This window comes from Burkholderia sp. USMB20 (assembly GCF_000949135.2).
Lineage (GTDB): Bacteria > Pseudomonadota > Gammaproteobacteria > Burkholderiales > Burkholderiaceae > Burkholderia.
Genome location: NZ_JTAN02000003.1, coordinates 89912 through 105229 on the forward strand (window position 1 = coordinate 89912; position 15318 = coordinate 105229).

14 protein-coding genes are annotated in these 15318 nt (G+C 70.2%); 7 read left to right on the forward strand and 7 right to left on the reverse strand.

What is annotated here, in order from left to right:
- Positions 1 to 144: 144 nt before the first annotated feature.
- The gene (locus PL79_RS04455) at positions 145 to 723 is read right to left on the reverse strand and encodes a hypothetical protein (protein WP_044845333.1); all 579 of its coding nucleotides are present in this window, start codon (positions 721 to 723) and stop codon (positions 145 to 147) included.
- Positions 723 to 1187: a GNAT family N-acetyltransferase gene (locus tag PL79_RS04460; RefSeq protein WP_044845332.1), complete on the reverse strand. Its 465-nt coding sequence runs from the start codon at positions 1185 to 1187 to the stop codon at positions 723 to 725. Before PL79_RS04460 ends, PL79_RS04455 begins: the two co-directional genes overlap by 1 nt.
- Before the next feature lie 178 nt (positions 1188 to 1365).
- Between PL79_RS04460 and PL79_RS04465 the strand changes: the two genes are divergently transcribed.
- Entirely contained in the window at positions 1366 to 2004 is a 639-nt protein-coding gene (locus tag PL79_RS04465; protein WP_044845331.1) for a LysE family translocator, read from the forward strand.
- Between the two features lie 277 nt (positions 2005 to 2281).
- On the opposite strand, the gene PL79_RS04470 is transcribed toward PL79_RS04465, so the two are convergent.
- The gene (locus PL79_RS04470) at positions 2282 to 3493 is read right to left on the reverse strand and encodes a hypothetical protein (protein WP_044845330.1); all 1212 of its coding nucleotides are present in this window, start codon (positions 3491 to 3493) and stop codon (positions 2282 to 2284) included.
- A gap of 493 nt (positions 3494 to 3986) precedes the next feature.
- Here PL79_RS04470 and PL79_RS04475 point away from each other — a divergent pair, with 493 nt between their 5' ends.
- Genes PL79_RS04475 through PL79_RS04490 form a run of 4 tightly spaced genes read left to right on the forward strand, consistent with a single transcriptional unit; the run spans position 3987 to position 9055 of the window.
- Positions 3987 to 4736: a DUF3348 domain-containing protein gene (locus tag PL79_RS04475; RefSeq protein WP_044845329.1), complete on the forward strand. Its 750-nt coding sequence runs from the start codon at positions 3987 to 3989 to the stop codon at positions 4734 to 4736.
- A 10-nt stretch (positions 4737 to 4746) separates the two neighbouring features.
- Positions 4747 to 7794 (forward strand): DUF802 domain-containing protein, encoded by a 3048-nt coding sequence (locus PL79_RS04480; protein WP_044845328.1) that lies wholly within the window; start codon positions 4747 to 4749, stop codon positions 7792 to 7794.
- A gap of 3 nt (positions 7795 to 7797) precedes the next feature.
- Positions 7798 to 8442: an OmpA family protein gene (locus PL79_RS04485; RefSeq protein WP_044845327.1), complete on the forward strand. Its 645-nt coding sequence runs from the start codon at positions 7798 to 7800 to the stop codon at positions 8440 to 8442.
- Positions 8443 to 8479: 37 nt separating this feature from the next.
- Positions 8480 to 9055, forward strand: a complete 576-nt coding sequence (locus PL79_RS04490; RefSeq protein ID WP_328591962.1) for a DUF2894 domain-containing protein — start codon at positions 8480 to 8482, stop codon at positions 9053 to 9055.
- A gap of 30 nt (positions 9056 to 9085) precedes the next feature.
- Here PL79_RS04490 and PL79_RS04495 read toward each other — a convergent pair whose 3' ends face one another.
- The 4 genes from PL79_RS04495 to PL79_RS37120 all read right to left on the reverse strand — a co-directional run bounded on the left by PL79_RS04495 (position 9086) and on the right by PL79_RS37120 (position 13655).
- Positions 9086 to 9658 (reverse strand): NADPH-dependent FMN reductase, encoded by a 573-nt coding sequence (locus tag PL79_RS04495; protein ID WP_044845325.1) that lies wholly within the window; start codon positions 9656 to 9658, stop codon positions 9086 to 9088.
- 54 nt (positions 9659 to 9712) lie between these two features.
- Positions 9713 to 10390 carry a histone acetyltransferase gene (locus tag PL79_RS04500; RefSeq protein ID WP_193759811.1) on the reverse strand — a complete coding sequence of 226 codons (678 nt, stop codon included), beginning with the start codon at positions 10388 to 10390 and terminating at the stop codon, positions 9713 to 9715.
- Between the two features lie 586 nt (positions 10391 to 10976).
- On the reverse strand, positions 10977 to 12260 hold the full coding sequence (locus PL79_RS04505) for an isoprenylcysteine carboxylmethyltransferase family protein (protein ID WP_044845323.1): 1284 nt from the start codon (positions 12258 to 12260) through the stop codon (positions 10977 to 10979).
- 120 nt (positions 12261 to 12380) lie between these two features.
- Positions 12381 to 13655 (reverse strand): collagen-like triple helix repeat-containing protein, encoded by a 1275-nt coding sequence (locus PL79_RS37120; RefSeq protein WP_044845396.1) that lies wholly within the window; start codon positions 13653 to 13655, stop codon positions 12381 to 12383.
- On the opposite strand from PL79_RS37120, the gene PL79_RS37125 reads away from it, so the two are divergent.
- On the forward strand, positions 13558 to 14520 hold the full coding sequence (locus PL79_RS37125; protein ID WP_442861529.1) for a highly repetitive protein: 963 nt from the start codon (positions 13558 to 13560) through the stop codon (positions 14518 to 14520). The two genes, PL79_RS37120 and PL79_RS37125, sit on opposite strands and share 98 nt — an antisense overlap.
- Before the next feature lie 377 nt (positions 14521 to 14897).
- Complete coding sequence (locus PL79_RS04520; RefSeq protein WP_044848113.1) at positions 14898 to 15296, forward strand: carboxymuconolactone decarboxylase family protein; 399 nt, start codon at positions 14898 to 14900, stop codon at positions 15294 to 15296.
- The last annotated feature ends 22 nt before the right edge of the window (positions 15297 to 15318 follow it).

The following is a 15318-nucleotide window of genomic DNA, read 5'->3' on the forward strand; positions in this document are numbered from 1 at the left end:
CGCTTTATGGTAGACCGGTTGGCGGGGGGAGGCGAGTCGCGCGGATGCGCGCGCGGCGCAACCCGGTTCAGGATGGCCGGCGGGGCCGCCTCACACCCGGCAGCGGTGCGGCCCCGCCCGTGCAGGCGTGCCTTGCACGAGAGTTCAGTCCTTGCGCCGCCATTGGCCGAACGACACCGGCCGGTGCGCGTCGGCGCGCGTGACGGTGACTTCGTCGGGCTTGTCGTCGAGCGGAAACGATTCGGTGTAGATCTCGCTGGAGAACAGCCAGCCGCGGGTGCGCGGGTCGTAGCGGAACGTCACGAAGTCGCTCCAGTGTTGCCCGCAGGCGACGAAGTTCTGCACGGTGAAATAGCGGCCTTTCACCGCGAGGCCGCTGTCGGCGGCGTCTTCGGGATCGAACGGATCGCACTGGCCGCCTTCGTTCGCGCGCAGGACGACGTGGTCGTTGCGCGCGGCGAGCCGGTATGCGCGATCGGGCTGCTCCTCGAAGATCAGCAGCGGGCGCGGCGACGGCTGCGCGCGCGTATCGGCTTCGCGATGCACGACGACGAGCAAGCTGCGCCGTCCGTTGCCGAGGTCCGGCCCTTCCTGCGCGACGAGCGGCCGGTAGCCGGACGGCAGTTGCGTCGCGACCGATGGCGGCAGGCCGCCGGCGCGTGCGCCGGACGACAGTGCGGCGGCGAGCAGCGCGAGCAGGGCGCAGCGTGCGGTGGCGCCCATCACAGATCTCGCCCGAGGAACTCGGTGCCCGGCACCGGATTGAACGCGACCGGCGGCGCGGGCGTGAAGCCGAGCGAACCATACAGTTGCCTTGCGGCGACGAACTCGGGCAGCACGTCGAGGCACATCCGCGCATAGCCGGCCGCCTTTGCGTCGCGCAGCAGCCGTTCGACGAGCTGGCGGCCGACGTTCAGCCCGCGCGCGTCGGGACGCACGTACACGCGCTTCATCTCGCACGTCGTCGCGTCGATTTCCCGAAACGCCGCGCAGCCGACCGCGCGCTCGCCGTGCCACGCGAGCAGCAGTTGCCCGCGCGGGGCCGCGTATTTGCCCGGCAGCGCGGCGAGCTCCGGCTCGTAGTCCTGGAACGCGAGGCTGACGGTAGGGCTTGCAATGTATTCGCGGAAGATCGCTTCGACGACGGCGGCATCGTCGGGATAGCGGGCGGCGCGGATCTCGATCATGGGGCGGGGCGCGAGGGCGGGAACGGCAGCCAGCATAGCAGCGCGCGGGCGCTTTCGGCGGGCGGCGAAGCGTGCCAGAATCGTCGGCTTCAGCGTCGGCGATCGATGCAATGCGACTCGATTCTCGACGCGACACGCAGGCACCGGTGTTTCGGCGCCGTCGACCAAGGAGACTTCGATGACTGCATCGGCTGCCGTACTCGCCATTCTGGCCGCGCTGTGGCTTGGCGCAATGATTCCGGGCCCGAGTTTCGTGCTGGTCGCCCGCAATTCGATCGGGCTGTCGCGCCGCGACGGGCTCGCGACCGCGCTCGGCATGGGCGTCGGCGGGATCGCGTTCGGCGGCGTCGCGCTGGCCGGGCTCTACACGCTGCTGCAGGCGGTCGAATGGCTGTACGTCGGGCTCAAGGTGGCCGGCGGCGCATACCTGATCTACATGGCGTCGAAGATCTGGCGCGGCGCCGACCGGCCGATCGCGATGGACGACCCGCAGGCCGTCGTCGCCGGCAGCGCGCGCAAGTCGTTCTGGACCGGCCTCACGACCCAGCTGAGCAATCCGAAGACGGCGATCTGGTACGGCAGCATCTTCGCGGCGCTGTTGCCGCAGCATCCGCCGCTGTGGTGCTACCTGGCGCTGCCGCCGCTCGTGTTCGGCGTCGAATTCGGCTGGTACACGATCGTTGCGCTGTGCTTCTCGACTCGCCGGCCGCGCGAACTCTACCTGCGCGCGAAGAAGTGGGTCGACCGCGTCGCGGCCGGCGCGATCACGCTGCTCGGCCTGCGGCTGATCCTGAACGCGCCGAAAGCGGGGATCTGACGGCAGGCGGTGCCGCTCGCGCGCACCGCCGTTTCATTCCCGACGGGCGTGCCGGTGCGGCCGGTCAGTCCGTCCGGTAGCGGGACGGTCCGAACCGGGCGATCTCTTTCGGCCCGTCGCCCGTCCGCCCAATCCGTCCAATCCGTCCAATCCCTCCAATCCCTCCAATCCCTCCAATCCCTCCAATCCCTCCATTCGCCCGTCCGCCCGTCCGCCCGTCATCAGCCCAATCCGCCCAATCCGCCCAATCCGCCCAATCCGCCCGCGCGAGCGCGCGTCACACCGCCGGAAACCGCTCCAGCAGCGCCGCGAACCGCGCCTCGTCCGGAAACGCCTTCACTTCATATCGCACCGGCCGGTGCGCGGTGGCCGTCATCAGGTCGCCGCACGCGTCCCGCAGCGCGGCCATCGGCACGTGCGCCGACTGCCGCGTCGCTTCCCGGTAGAGCACGACGATGTCGGTCTCGGGCAGCAGCGTCGGCACGCCGTCGCTCCACACGCTGACACTGAACAGCTCGCCGTTCTGCCGCCGATACACGGTGTAGGTCGCCACGAAGATGTCGGTGCCGTCCCGCTTGTGCAGCTCGTCCAGCTGCGTGCGCTGATCCTGGTAGTCGCCGGCGAGTTCGTCCACGCGCAGCGCGTGCAGCTTCGCCTCCAGTCCTGCCGGGATGAAGTTCCGCCACGCGGCGCCGTCCCAGCGCAGCATCAGCGGCGGCAGCGGACGCGGCTGCGCGCGCGCGTGTTCGGCGAGTTCGACCATCGTCGCGAGCCCGGCCGTGTTGCGGTCGCCGGTGAGCAGCAGCACGGCCCGGTTCGGCGCCATCACGACCGGCGCGCCGGAGATCGGCTGGCGATGCAGCAGGTCGGTCAGCAGCAGCCGCGCCGCGTCGTAGTAGTCGCCGAACTGCGACAGGAACACGCCGTCGCGCAACGCGACCCACGGTGCCGACGACGCGCCGCGCAGGTTGTCGATCGCGATGTCGCAGGCGGCGTCGAAGCTGACGCCCCATTCGGCGAGCCGCGCACTGGTCAGCCGCGCGACGCTGAATTCGCCGTCGTACGCGATGCCGATCTCGAGGTTCTCGCACAGTGGCCGGAACGCCACCTCCGACGCTTCGGGCTGTCCGGCGAGCTGCAGCGCGACCGTGCCGCGCTCGGTCGCGCTGCGGATCACGGGGCGCAGCCGCGCGCGCACGTCCGCGAAGTTCGCCGGAATCTCGTGCTGCATCATCGCGTTCGCCTGGCGCCGCAGCGTCGCTTCGCGCTCGGTGGGCTTCGCGTCCGCGTAATCGCGGAACAGGTTGTGGAGGTTGATGATGTTCGATGGGGCATCGGCTTGCACGAGACGGCCCTTGTCGTGCTCGTGAAGCCACTCGCGCGTGTCGCCGGTCGCGCGCAGCGCGGCGATCAGGCGTTCGGCGAAGTCCTGCCGGCTGGGCGGTTTGCTGAAGCGCTCGCGCAGGCGCGCGACGAAGTCGGAAATCATCGTATGCGGTCGGGCGGGCCCGTCTGTTATTGATCTCTCGTTGTCATGGGCGGCGCCACCCGTCTCCTGGGGGCGCGCGCTGCGACCCGCCGATATCGGCCGGATACCCGGAATGCGGCCGGTGGCGGCCCGCGCGCCGGCTGCATGGCGGCGCGGGCCCGCGTCGGACGCGATTCGCGTGGCGGGTGTCGCGATGGTACCGCACGTCCGTGATGGAAACGCGTGTGGTGAACGTTTGTTGATGCACAGGCGAGAGCACCGAGCCCCGAACCCCGAACCGGCCCGCGCCGGCCCGCGCCGGCTCTGGAACGCGGCCCGACTCGTCGCCTGACCCACGCCGGCGCTGGCGAAAACCCCGACGACCGCCCCGCGAGCCTTGTGCGGCGGGCGTTCGCGCCGGTTGCGCGGCGTGCCGTGCCGGGCCGCTTCCCCGATTCTGGCGGCCGACCTCCCGACGACGTGTAAACTGCTGCCTTTTTTGACGGTTTGCAGCATGGTGCAAGCACCCCCGCGCCCGGCACTGAGCGGCCCGACGCTCGTCCGGCTGCTCGCGCGCCTGACCGATGCCGACGTCGCGGAATCCCGGCAGACGCTGTCGGACCGCCTGAGCCAGTGGCTCGGCTGGACCGACGCGATCACGCTGTCGTCCGCGCTGAATGCGAGCCCGCCCGGCGTCGCGGCCGGCGTGCGCGGTTACGACGCCGAGCGCGACTGCGCGCGTGTGCGCCACGACCTCGCGCAGGCGATCACGGCCGCCCACCGTCCGCGTACGCGGCGGCGCCCCGGCGAAATGCCGCCGCCGCCCGCCGACACGGCGGACTTCGCGGATTTCCGCCAGAGCTGTCTGTCCCTGCAGCAGGAAATGGAAACGGCGATCGGCCAGTTGCGCGGCCGCCTGCGGGTCGCGCTGGCCGCGCGCGCGTCCGGGATGGCGCGGCTCGCGGCGCTCGACGCGATCATGGAGCGCGTGCTCGGCGCGCGCGAGCGCAGCCTGCTGTCCGCCGTGCCCGCGCTGCTCGGCACGCGCTTCGAGCGGCTGCGCGACGCGGAACGGCAGGCGCTGGCCGACGCGCAAGCGGCGGCCGCTGCCGATCCCGACGGCGACGCACCGCCCGCCGCGGCGATCGTGCCCGGCACGTGGCTCGACACGTTCCGCAACGAGATGCAAAGCATCCTGCTCGCCGAACTCGAAGTCCGGTTTCAAACGGTAGACGGGCTGCTCGCGGCCCTTCGTACCTGCTAATCCCTACGCTATGTCCAGAATTCGTCTTGATCTCGTTGTCTTCATCGCCGGCCTGCTCGCAGTGTGCTGGATCGGCGTCGGCTATGTCGCGTCGAACCCGCTCGCGACGGCCGTCACGCTGCTGATCGGCGCATGCTACGTCGCCGGCGCGTGGGAACTGTGGCGCTACCGGCAGGCGACCACCACGCTGTCGCGCGCGGTGGCCGGGCTCACCGAACCGCCGGCGCAGCTCGACACCTGGCTCGACACGCTGCCCGCGGGCCTGCGCGGCGCCGTGCGGGCGCGCGTCGAAGGCGCGCGCGTCGCGCTGCCGGGCCCGACGCTGACGCCGTATCTCGTCGGCCTGCTCGTGCTGCTCGGCATGCTCGGCACGCTGCTCGGGATGGTCGTCACGCTGAAGGGCACGGGCGCCGCGCTCGAAAGTGCGACCGACCTCGACGCGATCCGCGCGTCGCTGATCGCGCCGGTGAAGGGCCTCGGCTTCGCGTTCGGCACGTCGATCGCGGGCGTCGCGACGTCGGCGATGCTCGGCCTCCTGTCCGCGCTCGTGCGCCGCGAACGGCTCGACGCGGGCCAGCAACTCGACGCGAAGATCGCGACGACGCTGCGTGTGCATTCGTCCGCACACCAGCGCGACGAATCCTTCCGGCTACTGCAGCGCCAGGCCGACGTGATGCCGGCCCTGGTCGACCGGCTGCAGACGATGATGACGACGCTCGAGGCGCGCAGCGTCGCGCTGCACGATCGCCAGATCGAAAGCCAGCAGGCGTTCTTCGATCGGACCGAGCGCGCGTATGCGGGCCTGGCGTCGAATGTCGGCGATGCGCTGAAGGAAAGCGCCGCCGAAAGCGCACGCGTGGCCGGTGCCGCGCTGCAGCCGGTCGTCGCGGCGACGATGACGGGGCTCGCGCAGGAGATGGCCGCGTTGCGCGACACCGTGACGGGCGCCGTGCAGCGTCAGCTCGACGGGCTGACCGACGGTTTCGAGAAGACCACCGGGAACGTGACGGCCGTCTGGAACCGCGCGCTCGACGAGCAGCGCCGCGCGGGCGACGCCGTCGCGCAGCAATTGCAGACGACGCTCGGCCAGTTCACCGACACCTTCGCGCAGCGGTCGACGGACCTGCTCGACGGCGTCGCGACGCGCCTCGAATCGACCGAAAGCCGGCTGTCCGACGCGTGGCGCGATGCGCTCGCGCGCCAGGAGCAGGTCGGCGCGACGCTGGCCGGCCAGCATGCGCAGGCGCTCGGCGAAGCTGCCGCGACCTTCGAGCGGCATTCCGGCGCGGCGCTCGCCGCGATGCGCGAGTCGCATGCGGGGCTGCAGACGCAACTGGCCGCGCGCGACGAGGAACGCCTGGCGGCGTGGAATGCGTCGCTGACGGCGATGGCCGCGAAGCTCGGCGACGAATGGCAGCGCGCGGGCGCGCACAGCGCGGGCCGTCAGCAGGAAATCTGCGATGCGCTGGCGCAAACGACGCGCGATCTCGCGGCACAGGCGTCTACGTTCGAACAACGTTCGAACGATTTGCTGTCCACGATCCGCGACTCGCACACGGGGCTGCAAACGCAACTCGCGGCACGCGACGAGGAACGTCTGTCCGCATGGAACGACTCGCTCGTCGCAATGGCGACGAAGCTCGGCGACGAATGGCAGCGTGCCGGCGTGCACAGCGCGGGCCATCAGCAGGAAATCTGCGATGCGCTGGCGCAAACGACGCGCGATCTCGCGGCACAGGCGTCTACGTTCGAACAACGTTCGAACGATCTGCTGTCGACGATTCGCGATTCGCACACGGGGCTGCAAACGCAACTGGCCGCGCGTGATGAGGAACGCCTGTCCGCATGGAACGACTCGCTGGCCGCGATGGCGACGAAGCTCGGCGACGAGTGGCAGCGCGCGGGCGTGCACAGTGCGGGCCGTCAGCAGGAAATCTGCGACGCACTCGCACAAACGACGCGCGATCTGACCGCACAAGCAGCGACGTTCGAGCAACGTTCGAACGACCTGCTGTCGACGATTCGCGAATCGCACGCGGGCCTGCAAACGCAACTGGCTGCACGCGACGAAGAACGCCTGTCGGCATGGAACGATTCGCTGGCCGCGATGGCTGCAAAGCTCGGCGAAGAGTGGCAGCGCGCGGGCGTACACAGCGCGGGCCGTCAGCAGGAAATCTGCGACGCGCTGGCACAGACGACGCGCGATCTGGCGGCACAAGCGTCTACGTTCGAACAACGCTCGAACGACCTGCTGTCGACGATCCGCGATTCGCACGCCGGCCTGCAAACGCAACTGGCCGCGCGCGACGAAGAACGCCTGTCCGCATGGAACGACTCGCTCGCCGCGATGGCCGCCGCGCTGCGCGACGAATTGGCGCAGACGAGCGCGCAGGCCGCGACGCGCCAGCAGGACATCTGCGACACGCTGACCCGCACCGCGAATGACATCACCGCGCAGGCGCAGGTGCATGCAAGCGACACGATCAACGAGATCTCGCGCCTCGTGCAGGCCGCATCGGAAGCGCCGAAGGCCGCGGCCGACGTCGTCGCCGAACTGCGCCAGCGCCTGTCCGAAAGCATGGTGCGCGACACCGCGATGCTCGAGGAGCGCAGCCGCCTGCTCGCGACGCTCGAGACGCTGCTCGGCGCGGTCAATCACGCGTCGACCGAACAGCGCACCGCGATCGACGCACTCGTCAGCACGTCGGCCGACCTGCTCGAGCGCGTCGGCGCGCGCTTCAACGACACCGTCGATGCCGAAACGCGCAAGCTCGATTCGGTCGCCGCACAGGTCACGGCGGGCGCGGTCGAGGTCGCGAGCCTCGGCGATGCGTTCGGCGCGGCCGTGCAGGTGTTCGGCGAGTCGAACGACAAGCTGCTGAACCACCTGCAACGCATCGAGGCCGCGCTCGAGAAATCGCTCGCGCGCAGCGACGAGCAGCTCGAGTACTACGTCGCGCAGGCGCGCGAGGTGATCGACCTGAGCATGATGTCGCAGAAGCAGATCGTCGAGGACCTGCAGCAGATCGCCGGTCGGCGGGCATCGGTCGGAGCGTAACGCATGCACGACGAAATCGACGACGGCGCGCCTTCCGCGCCGGTGTGGCCCGCGTTCGCCGACCTGATGTCGGTGCTGCTCGGCGCATTCGTGCTGGTCCTCGTCGGCGTGATCGGCATGCAGTTGCAGCTCACGTCGAAGCTCGAGGAAGCGGTGCGGGCGCGCCAGCAGGAAGCGCAGCAGCGCAAGTCGCTCGAGGAGGCGCTGGCCGGGCCGCTCGCGGCCGGCCGCGTGACGCTCGTGAACGGCCGCATCGGCATCAGCGGCAACGTGCTGTTCGCGCTGAACTCCGACCAGTTGCAGCCCGAGGGCCGCGATCTGCTGAAGACGCTGGCTGCGCCGCTGGCCGCCTACCTGAAGACGCGCGACGAGATCCTGATGATCAGCGGCTTCGCCGACGACCAGCAGGTGCGCGCCGGCAACCGCCAGTTCGCGGACAACTGGGAACTGTCGGCCAAGCGCGCGCTGACGGTCACGCGTGCGCTGATCGACGCCGGCGTGCCGGCCAAGTCGGTGTTCGCGGCTGCGTTCGGCTCCGAGCAGCCGGTCAGCTCGAATGCGGACGATGAAGGTCGCGCGAAGAACCGTCGCGTGGAGATCGCGCCGGTGCCGCGCAAGACCGCATCGAGCGGAGGGAAGGCGAAGTGACGGACGACGCGACGCACGTGCGCGCGACGCTCGACGCATGGCGCGAGCAGGCGCCGCCGGCTCGATCCGGTGCGCTTCCTCGGCTCGACGCGCTCGAGAAGGCGCGGGCGCGCTCGACGCGTTGCGCCGCGTTGCTCGATGCGCGGCTCGCGATGTGCTGGAAGGTTTGCGCAGATCGTCGCGAGCGGTGAAGCGGCAGCCGCCGGCTCGCGGCAAGGCGAGCGCAGGCGCCTGCGCGTGGATGCGATCGGCGGCCGTCGAGCGCCTCGCGCGCGATGCACAGCCGACGGGCGGGATCGATCCCGCGCTGATCGACTACTTCCGCGCGATGTGGTCGAAGGTCCGCACCGAACAGCAGTATCGCCAGTCGCTCGACCAGGTGCCGCGCAACGCGGGACCGCTCAATTCGAACAGCCTCGTGCACCGGTCGCTCGCGACGATGCGCGAGCTGTCGCCGGAATACCTGCAGCAGTTCCTGTCGTACATCGATGCGCTGGCATGGCTCGAGGATCTGGCCGGCGGCGGCGCGCAGCCGGAGAAGGAGGCGCCGCGCGCGAAAGCCGCGAAGACGCTGAAACCGGCGAAGAAGACCACGCGCACCAAGGCGCGATAACGCACGCGCTTGCGCCGCGCCGATCGTTGTCTAGCGAGCGGTCGCCTGCTCGTCGATCGCCGCGCGCAGCGCGTGCAACGCGTCGGTCAGCGCCGACGCGAACGGCGGATGCGCGGCGATGCCCGCCGCGTCGAGCTGGCTGCCGAGGATCGGCAGCGTGATCGACGCGCGCTCGACGATGCACGCCGACATCACCGACAGCGTTTCCCGCAGCGCCGCGTCCGCATGCGTCGCGCGCGGCGACGCGTTCAATACCGCGACCGGCTTGTACACGACGGCCTCGCATCCCACGATCCAGTCCAGCGCGTTCTTCATCACGCCCGTCACGCCGTGCGCGTATTCCGGGCTCGCGATCAGCACGCCGTCCGCGGCGTTCAGCCGCTCGATCAGGTCGCGCACCGCGGCCGGCGACGGATCTTCGATATCGGGGTTGAACAGCGGAAACTCGCCGAGACGATCGAAACGCGTGATGCGCATCCCGCGCGGCGCAACGCGGGCGGCTGCGTCCAGCAGCGCCGCGTTGTACGACTGCGCACGCAGGCTGCCGCACAGCGCGACGATGTCGACGCGGCGCTCGGAATCGGTTCGGGGTTCGGTAGCCATCGAGGAGCGTAGGGGTGGGAGTCTTGCGCGGCGACGGCGCGCGGATCCGCGGGATTATCGCATCGGCGCGTGAGCGACGTGCCGCGCGTCGGCGACGCGGCGCAGGTGATGCGATTCGCGTCCGTCCCGCGGCAACTGCGGGTCCTGACGCCGGGTGGCAACCGTGTCGCGCATCCCGGTTGCCCGTGCCAGGTCACCGAGTGTCCATCCGTTGCCGAGCAACAGGCGGCGCGTATGCAGCGCACCGTACACGTCGTCCGCGACGATTTCGCCGAGATAGCGCAGCGCGCGGCCGTCGACGTCGACGAAACCGTGCCGGTAGTCGTGCGCGAGCGCGGTCCACAGCTGTGCCGCGCCGACCGACTGACGCGCGCCGCTGATCAGGCAGAGACCTGCGTCGAGTCCCCATCGGTACAGCGTCGTCGCAAGCCCCTTGCGTTGCGCGGACCCGCGCAGCCGCGTATGCGGCGCGCGCAGGTAGCGGTCCGCGCGGCGCGGCAGTTCGGGAAGGCGGTTGAAGATCGTGTAGCCGGCGAGCTGACGGGCCGACGGATCCTCGACGTAAAGGAAATATTCGCCGTCGGCCTCGCGGTGGCGGACGATCAGGCCCGAGTCGCCGAGCGCGACGGCCGGCAGGCCGTGCAGGCGATGGCCCGGCTGGTTCAGACGCGCATGGAGCATGTCGAGTTCATCGTCGATGTCGTGCTGGGAATGCTGTACGTCGATACGCATGGCAAAAGGCGCCCGTCCCGGGCGCATCGAGAAAGGGGTTCATCGCAAACGGGAAAGGAAATGGCAGCGGCCCCCGGGCTCGACGAGCGAGCCGGGGCCGCGAATCAGCTGGGGATGTGCTGGAAACCGGCGGCGATCGCGGCGAGGCCCGCGATGCAGAGTGCGAACAGGATCAGGACTTTGTGGATCACGCCTCTCTCCTCATGGACGCGCGGCGCCGAACGGCGGTGCCGCGGAGACGGTGATGGCGGGCACGGCCCGCGCGGCCGTCGTGCGGGACGACGGTCGAAGGTCCGGGCGGCAGGCGCGCGGACGGTCAGCACCATACGCGACGGGAACGGGGCGGGCAACCGGACGGCGGGAGAAAAGCGACGAAACGCGGGGAATCGAGGGTGTTTCGCGACAATCGGTCGCAAGGGGCGGGCGTGTCGACGTCGCGTGCCGGCGTTTGTCTCGAAATCACGTCCGCTTCATGGCAAACGGATTTCACCAGGATCGGACCACGGGAGCGGGCCCGTCCACGGATCGCCGAGCCGCAACGACCTTCTTCACCCGGTGGTTGCGGCGATCTCCTGGTGTTGCCGCCTCACCCCGCCTTCCGCACCCCGAACGCCTGCCTGATCCGCGCGAACAACCCATGCTGCGCGATCCATTCCGCATACGCGCGATAGTCAGGATCACGCATCAAATGACGTTCCTCCGTCTTCGCCCGCGTGTAGTAGATCAGATTGACCGCGACGAGCCCCGCGCCGTGCATCAGCCCGACCTGCCAGCCGAGCGGCTCGACGAACGGCACCGACACCATCCAGTACGACAGGTTCTTCGTGATGTACGCCGGATGCTTCGTGAAACGATACGGACCCGACGTGATGATCCCGCGGTTCGTGAGGTTCGAGAAACGCAGCCCGAACGAGATCGTCGACAGCGCATAGGTCATCAGCAGCAGGATGATCACCGCGCCCCAGATCACGCGCAGCGTCGGCGCGGACAGCAGCCAGTTGTCCCAGAACAGCGAGCCTTCGTAGCGGATGTAGTTGTTCGAGATCAGCGACCAGAACGGCTGGTAGCACATCAGCGCGGCGACCCAGCCGAGCGTGGTCGGCTCGACGGTGCGCACGTGGCTGTCGAGGATGCGGAACGTGCACAGGTAGCCGACGGTGCCGAACATCAGGTCCATCGTGAACGACAGGTCGTACAGGAACACGAAGGTCGCGATCGTCATCGGCGCGTTCACTGCGTGCGCAAGCGATGCGCTCAGGTGATCGGCGTCCTTCGACAGGTAGACCGTCATCAGCGGCAGGAAGAACGCCTTCACGCCCCAGCCGGCGAGCATCTCGCGCACGGGCTGCCAGCTCGCTGGCGGCTCGCGGCGGAACAGGTAGCGGCCCCACAGCAGGTACGCGTCGTCGGTCTCGCGCTGGTGGCGATCCATCCACGCGAAGTAGAACGGCGCGGCGACGATCACGTACGGCGCGAGCGAGCGCAGCAGCGACCAGAACGGCAGGTAGAACGCGCCGTGATATTCGGGCAGCAGCCAGTAGATCGCGGCGATGCCGGCGTAGATCGACGTCAGCGCGCCGAGCCGCGTCGCGACGCGGGCGAGCCCGAGCGGGCGCACGGCCTGGCGCGACAGTCCCGCGCTCGGGCGCAGATAGACGCGCGAGATGAAGATTTCGTGCAGCGCGATCGTGCCGATGATCGCGAGGCTGGCGACGACCGCGCGCGTGGCCGCATCGAGGCTCGGCTGGTCGCGCGTGATCCACAGCGCGAAGAGACCGGCCGCGATGCCGAGCAGGCCGGCGCGGAACGGCGTGGCGGAACGGGGCGGGCGGTCCTGGACCGCGGCGATGCCGTCGAGCGTGGAATTCATGATCGGATCCTCGTCGGGATGACGGCCGGCGCCCCCGCTTGGCGGGTGGCGCCGGCCATCGGCCGGGCTTTGGATTGGTATGTGCCCGGCCATTGGCCTGTGGTTCTGATACGTGACGCGTTACTTCTTCGGGGCGGTGCCGAGCAGGCCGCCGAGCAGGTTCGTCACCGGTGCCAGCAGGTTGGTCGCGCCAGCCGCGGTGCCGCCGTTCGAACTGCCGGTCAGGCCGGCCGTGACGGTGCCGCTGCCGGACGGCGTCGTCACCGTGCCGGCCGCGCCGCCCGGGCTGGCCGTGCCGACTGCGCCGAGCGTGCCGGCCGCCGACGTCAGCGAGCCCGTCAGCGTGCCGACCGGGCCGTTCGTCAGCGCACCGCCGAGGTTGCCGGTCAGGTTGCCGCCCGGCGTCGTGACCGTGCCGGTGAGGCTCGCGCCAAGCGGCGTCAGCGAGTTGACGAGGCCGGTGACCGGTGCCAGCAGGCTGCCGGTGCCCGAGCTGCTGGTACCGCTCGTGCCGCTGGTGCCGCTCGTACCGCTCGAACCGAGGCCGCCGAGGGCGCCCGTCACCGTGCCGAGCAGGCCCGTGATCGGCGCGAGCGGGCCGCCGCTGGTGCCGCTCGTCCCGCTGGTGCCGCCGGAGCCGCTCGAACTGCTGCCGCCGCCGAGGGCGCCCGTCAGCGAACCGAGCACGCCCGTGATCGGGGCGAGCGGGTTGGTGCCGCTGCTGGAACTGCCGCTGGACAGCAGGCCGCCGGTCGACGACACCGTGTTGCCGAGCTGGGACACGCTGCCGCCCGCGCTCGTGCCGACCGGGTTGCCGGTCGCGTTGCCGACCTGCGTACCGGCGAGGCCGAGGCCGCTGCCGAGCGTGTTCAGCAGGCCGCTGAGCGGGGCGCCGAGCAGGGTCGCGTTGCCGAGCGTCTGCGTGGCGCCAGGCGTCGTGACGCCGCCGGTCAGCGTGTTGGTGATCGGGTTGATCACGCTGCCGAGTTGCGTCTCGAGTTGCTGGACCGGCGCGCTGTTCAGCGCCGTGTTGAGCGCCGATGCGGTGGAGTTGACCGCGGTGCCGACCGTGTTGACGAGACTGCCGACCAGGGTCGTCGCCGGCGCGAGCGGCGCCAGCGGACCGGTGCCGAGGCTCGTCACCGCGTTGCCGAGGTTGTTGACGGCGCCGCCGGCGCCGGTCAGCAGGCCGGTGGTCGACGTGAGCGTCGGGCCGAGCGGGTTCGGCGACACGCCGATCGAGCCAAGGCCGGCCGCGACGCCGTTGCCGAGCGACTGCACGCCGCTGCCGAGGCTGGTGACCGCATTGCCGATGCTGGTGGCCGTCGTCGGGTTCGTGCCGGGGACCTGTACGCCGCCGATCTGCGACCCGCCGTTCGCGACCGTCGTGCCCAGTGCCGTGACGAGCGTGCCGGTTTGCTGGAGGACGTTGCCCAGCGGGGTGGCGCTGGTGCCGGAGGTGCCTGAAGTACCGGAAGTGCCCGACGTGCCGGACGTGCCCGAGGTGCCGGACGTGCCCGAGGTGCCCGAGGTGCCCGAGGTGCCCGAGGTGCCCGAGGTGCCGGAAGTGCCCGAGGTGCCGGAGGTGCCGGAGGTGCCGGAAGTGCCCGAGGTGCCGGAGGTGCCGGAGGTGCCCGACGTACCGGAGGTGCCCGACGTGCCGGAAGTGCCTGACGTACCGGAAGTGCCCGACGTGCCGGAAGTGCCGGAAGTGCCGGAAGTGCCGGAAGTGCCCGAGGTGCCGGAGGTGCCGGAGGTGCCCGACGTGCCCGAGGTGCCCGACGTGCCGGAAGTGCCGGAAGTGCCGGAAGTGCCGGAAGTGCCGGAAGTGCCGGAAGTGCCGGAAGTGCCGGAAGTGCCCGAGGTGCCCGAGGTGCCGGAAGTGCCCGACGTGCCGGAGGTGCCCGACGTACCGGAAGTGCCCGACGTGCCGGAGGTGCCCGACGTACCGGAAGTGCCCGACGTGCCGGAAGTACCCGACGTGCCGGAAGTACCCGAAGTACCGGAAGTACCCGACGTACCGGAGGTGCCCGAAGTACCGGAGGTGCCCGACGTACCCGAAGTCCCCGACGAACCCGACGTCCCCGAACTACCGCCGCCGGACGTACCCGACGAGCCGCCGCCGGAAGTCCCCGAAGTCCCCGAAGTCCCGGACGTGCTCGGCTTGATCGACGGCGTGACCGGCCCGTCGACCGAGCCGCAGCCATACAGCGAGAGCAGCGACAGGACGGCCAGCGATACCGTCGTCTTCTTTAAGTAATGGTGCATGGTGGCCTCGACATTGGAAGTTGTGTCCGGGCCATTACTGCAAATTCCGCGCCATGACATCTTCCGCGCAATGCGCCGGCGCTTTGTTGCGGGAATCGGGAATATCGGCGCGATTTAAACGGAGGAATGGGGGTTTCGCGGGACGGGCGCGCCGGTTGCGCCGCTGTGCGCGCCGTGATGTTCCCGTAAGGTGCCGTAACGCCGGGCTGGATGTTACGTAGCGTTCGGCCCGGTGTTCCGCGTGTGACGCAGCCGGCCGCGCCCCGAGGGCACGGTCTTTGACGAAACGCCCACGCGCCGCGAACATGACGCGAACCCACCCGGCCGCAGGCGACGCCGAAGCGGCCACGACTTCAGACAGGACACGACATGAGCGAACAGGACAGGGAACAGGGCAAGGCGCGCCGCACCGAAGTCATGGGCGAGGCATTCGTCGAGCGCGCGATGCGCGACCTCGACGGTTTTTCGCGTCCGCTGCAGAACTGGCTGAACGAGCACGCGTGGGGCAGCACGTGGCAGCGCGGCGGCATCGACCTGAAGACGCGCAGCCTCTGTACGTGCGCGATGCTGGCGGCGCTCGGCCGCGGCACGGAACTGAAGGGCCACGTGCGTGGCGCGCTCAACAACGGCGCGAGCCTCGTCGAGATCCGCGAGGTGCTGCTGCACAGCGCGCTGTACGCGGGCGCGCCGGCGGCGGTCGAGGCGTTCCGCAGCGCGCGCGAGGTCATCGCGGAACTCGGGCTGTCGCTGCCCGACGACGAAGCCTGACCGGCGCGCGCCGCGGCGCGGC

Bases quoted from the DNA above. Each gene is read 5' to 3' on its own strand.
- PL79_RS04455 (WP_044845333.1), bottom strand. From the start codon at position 723: ATGGGCGCCACCGCACGCTGCGCCCTGCTCGCGCTGCTCGCCGCCGCA.
- PL79_RS04460 (WP_044845332.1), bottom strand. From the start codon at position 1,187: ATGATCGAGATCCGCGCCGCCCGCTATCCCGACGATGCCGCCGTCGTC.
- PL79_RS04465 (WP_044845331.1), top strand. From the start codon at position 1,366: ATGACTGCATCGGCTGCCGTACTCGCCATTCTGGCCGCGCTGTGGCTT.
- PL79_RS04470 (WP_044845330.1), bottom strand. From the start codon at position 3,493: ATGATTTCCGACTTCGTCGCGCGCCTGCGCGAGCGCTTCAGCAAACCG.
- PL79_RS04475 (WP_044845329.1), top strand. From the start codon at position 3,987: ATGGTGCAAGCACCCCCGCGCCCGGCACTGAGCGGCCCGACGCTCGTC.
- PL79_RS04480 (WP_044845328.1), top strand. From the start codon at position 4,747: ATGTCCAGAATTCGTCTTGATCTCGTTGTCTTCATCGCCGGCCTGCTC.
- PL79_RS04485 (WP_044845327.1), top strand. From the start codon at position 7,798: ATGCACGACGAAATCGACGACGGCGCGCCTTCCGCGCCGGTGTGGCCC.
- PL79_RS04490 (WP_328591962.1), top strand. From the start codon at position 8,480: ATGGCGCGAGCAGGCGCCGCCGGCTCGATCCGGTGCGCTTCCTCGGCT.
- PL79_RS04495 (WP_044845325.1), bottom strand. From the start codon at position 9,658: ATGGCTACCGAACCCCGAACCGATTCCGAGCGCCGCGTCGACATCGTC.
- PL79_RS04500 (WP_193759811.1), bottom strand. From the start codon at position 10,390: ATGCGTATCGACGTACAGCATTCCCAGCACGACATCGACGATGAACTC.
- PL79_RS04505 (WP_044845323.1), bottom strand. From the start codon at position 12,260: ATGAATTCCACGCTCGACGGCATCGCCGCGGTCCAGGACCGCCCGCCC.
- PL79_RS04520 (WP_044848113.1), top strand. From the start codon at position 14,898: ATGAGCGAACAGGACAGGGAACAGGGCAAGGCGCGCCGCACCGAAGTC.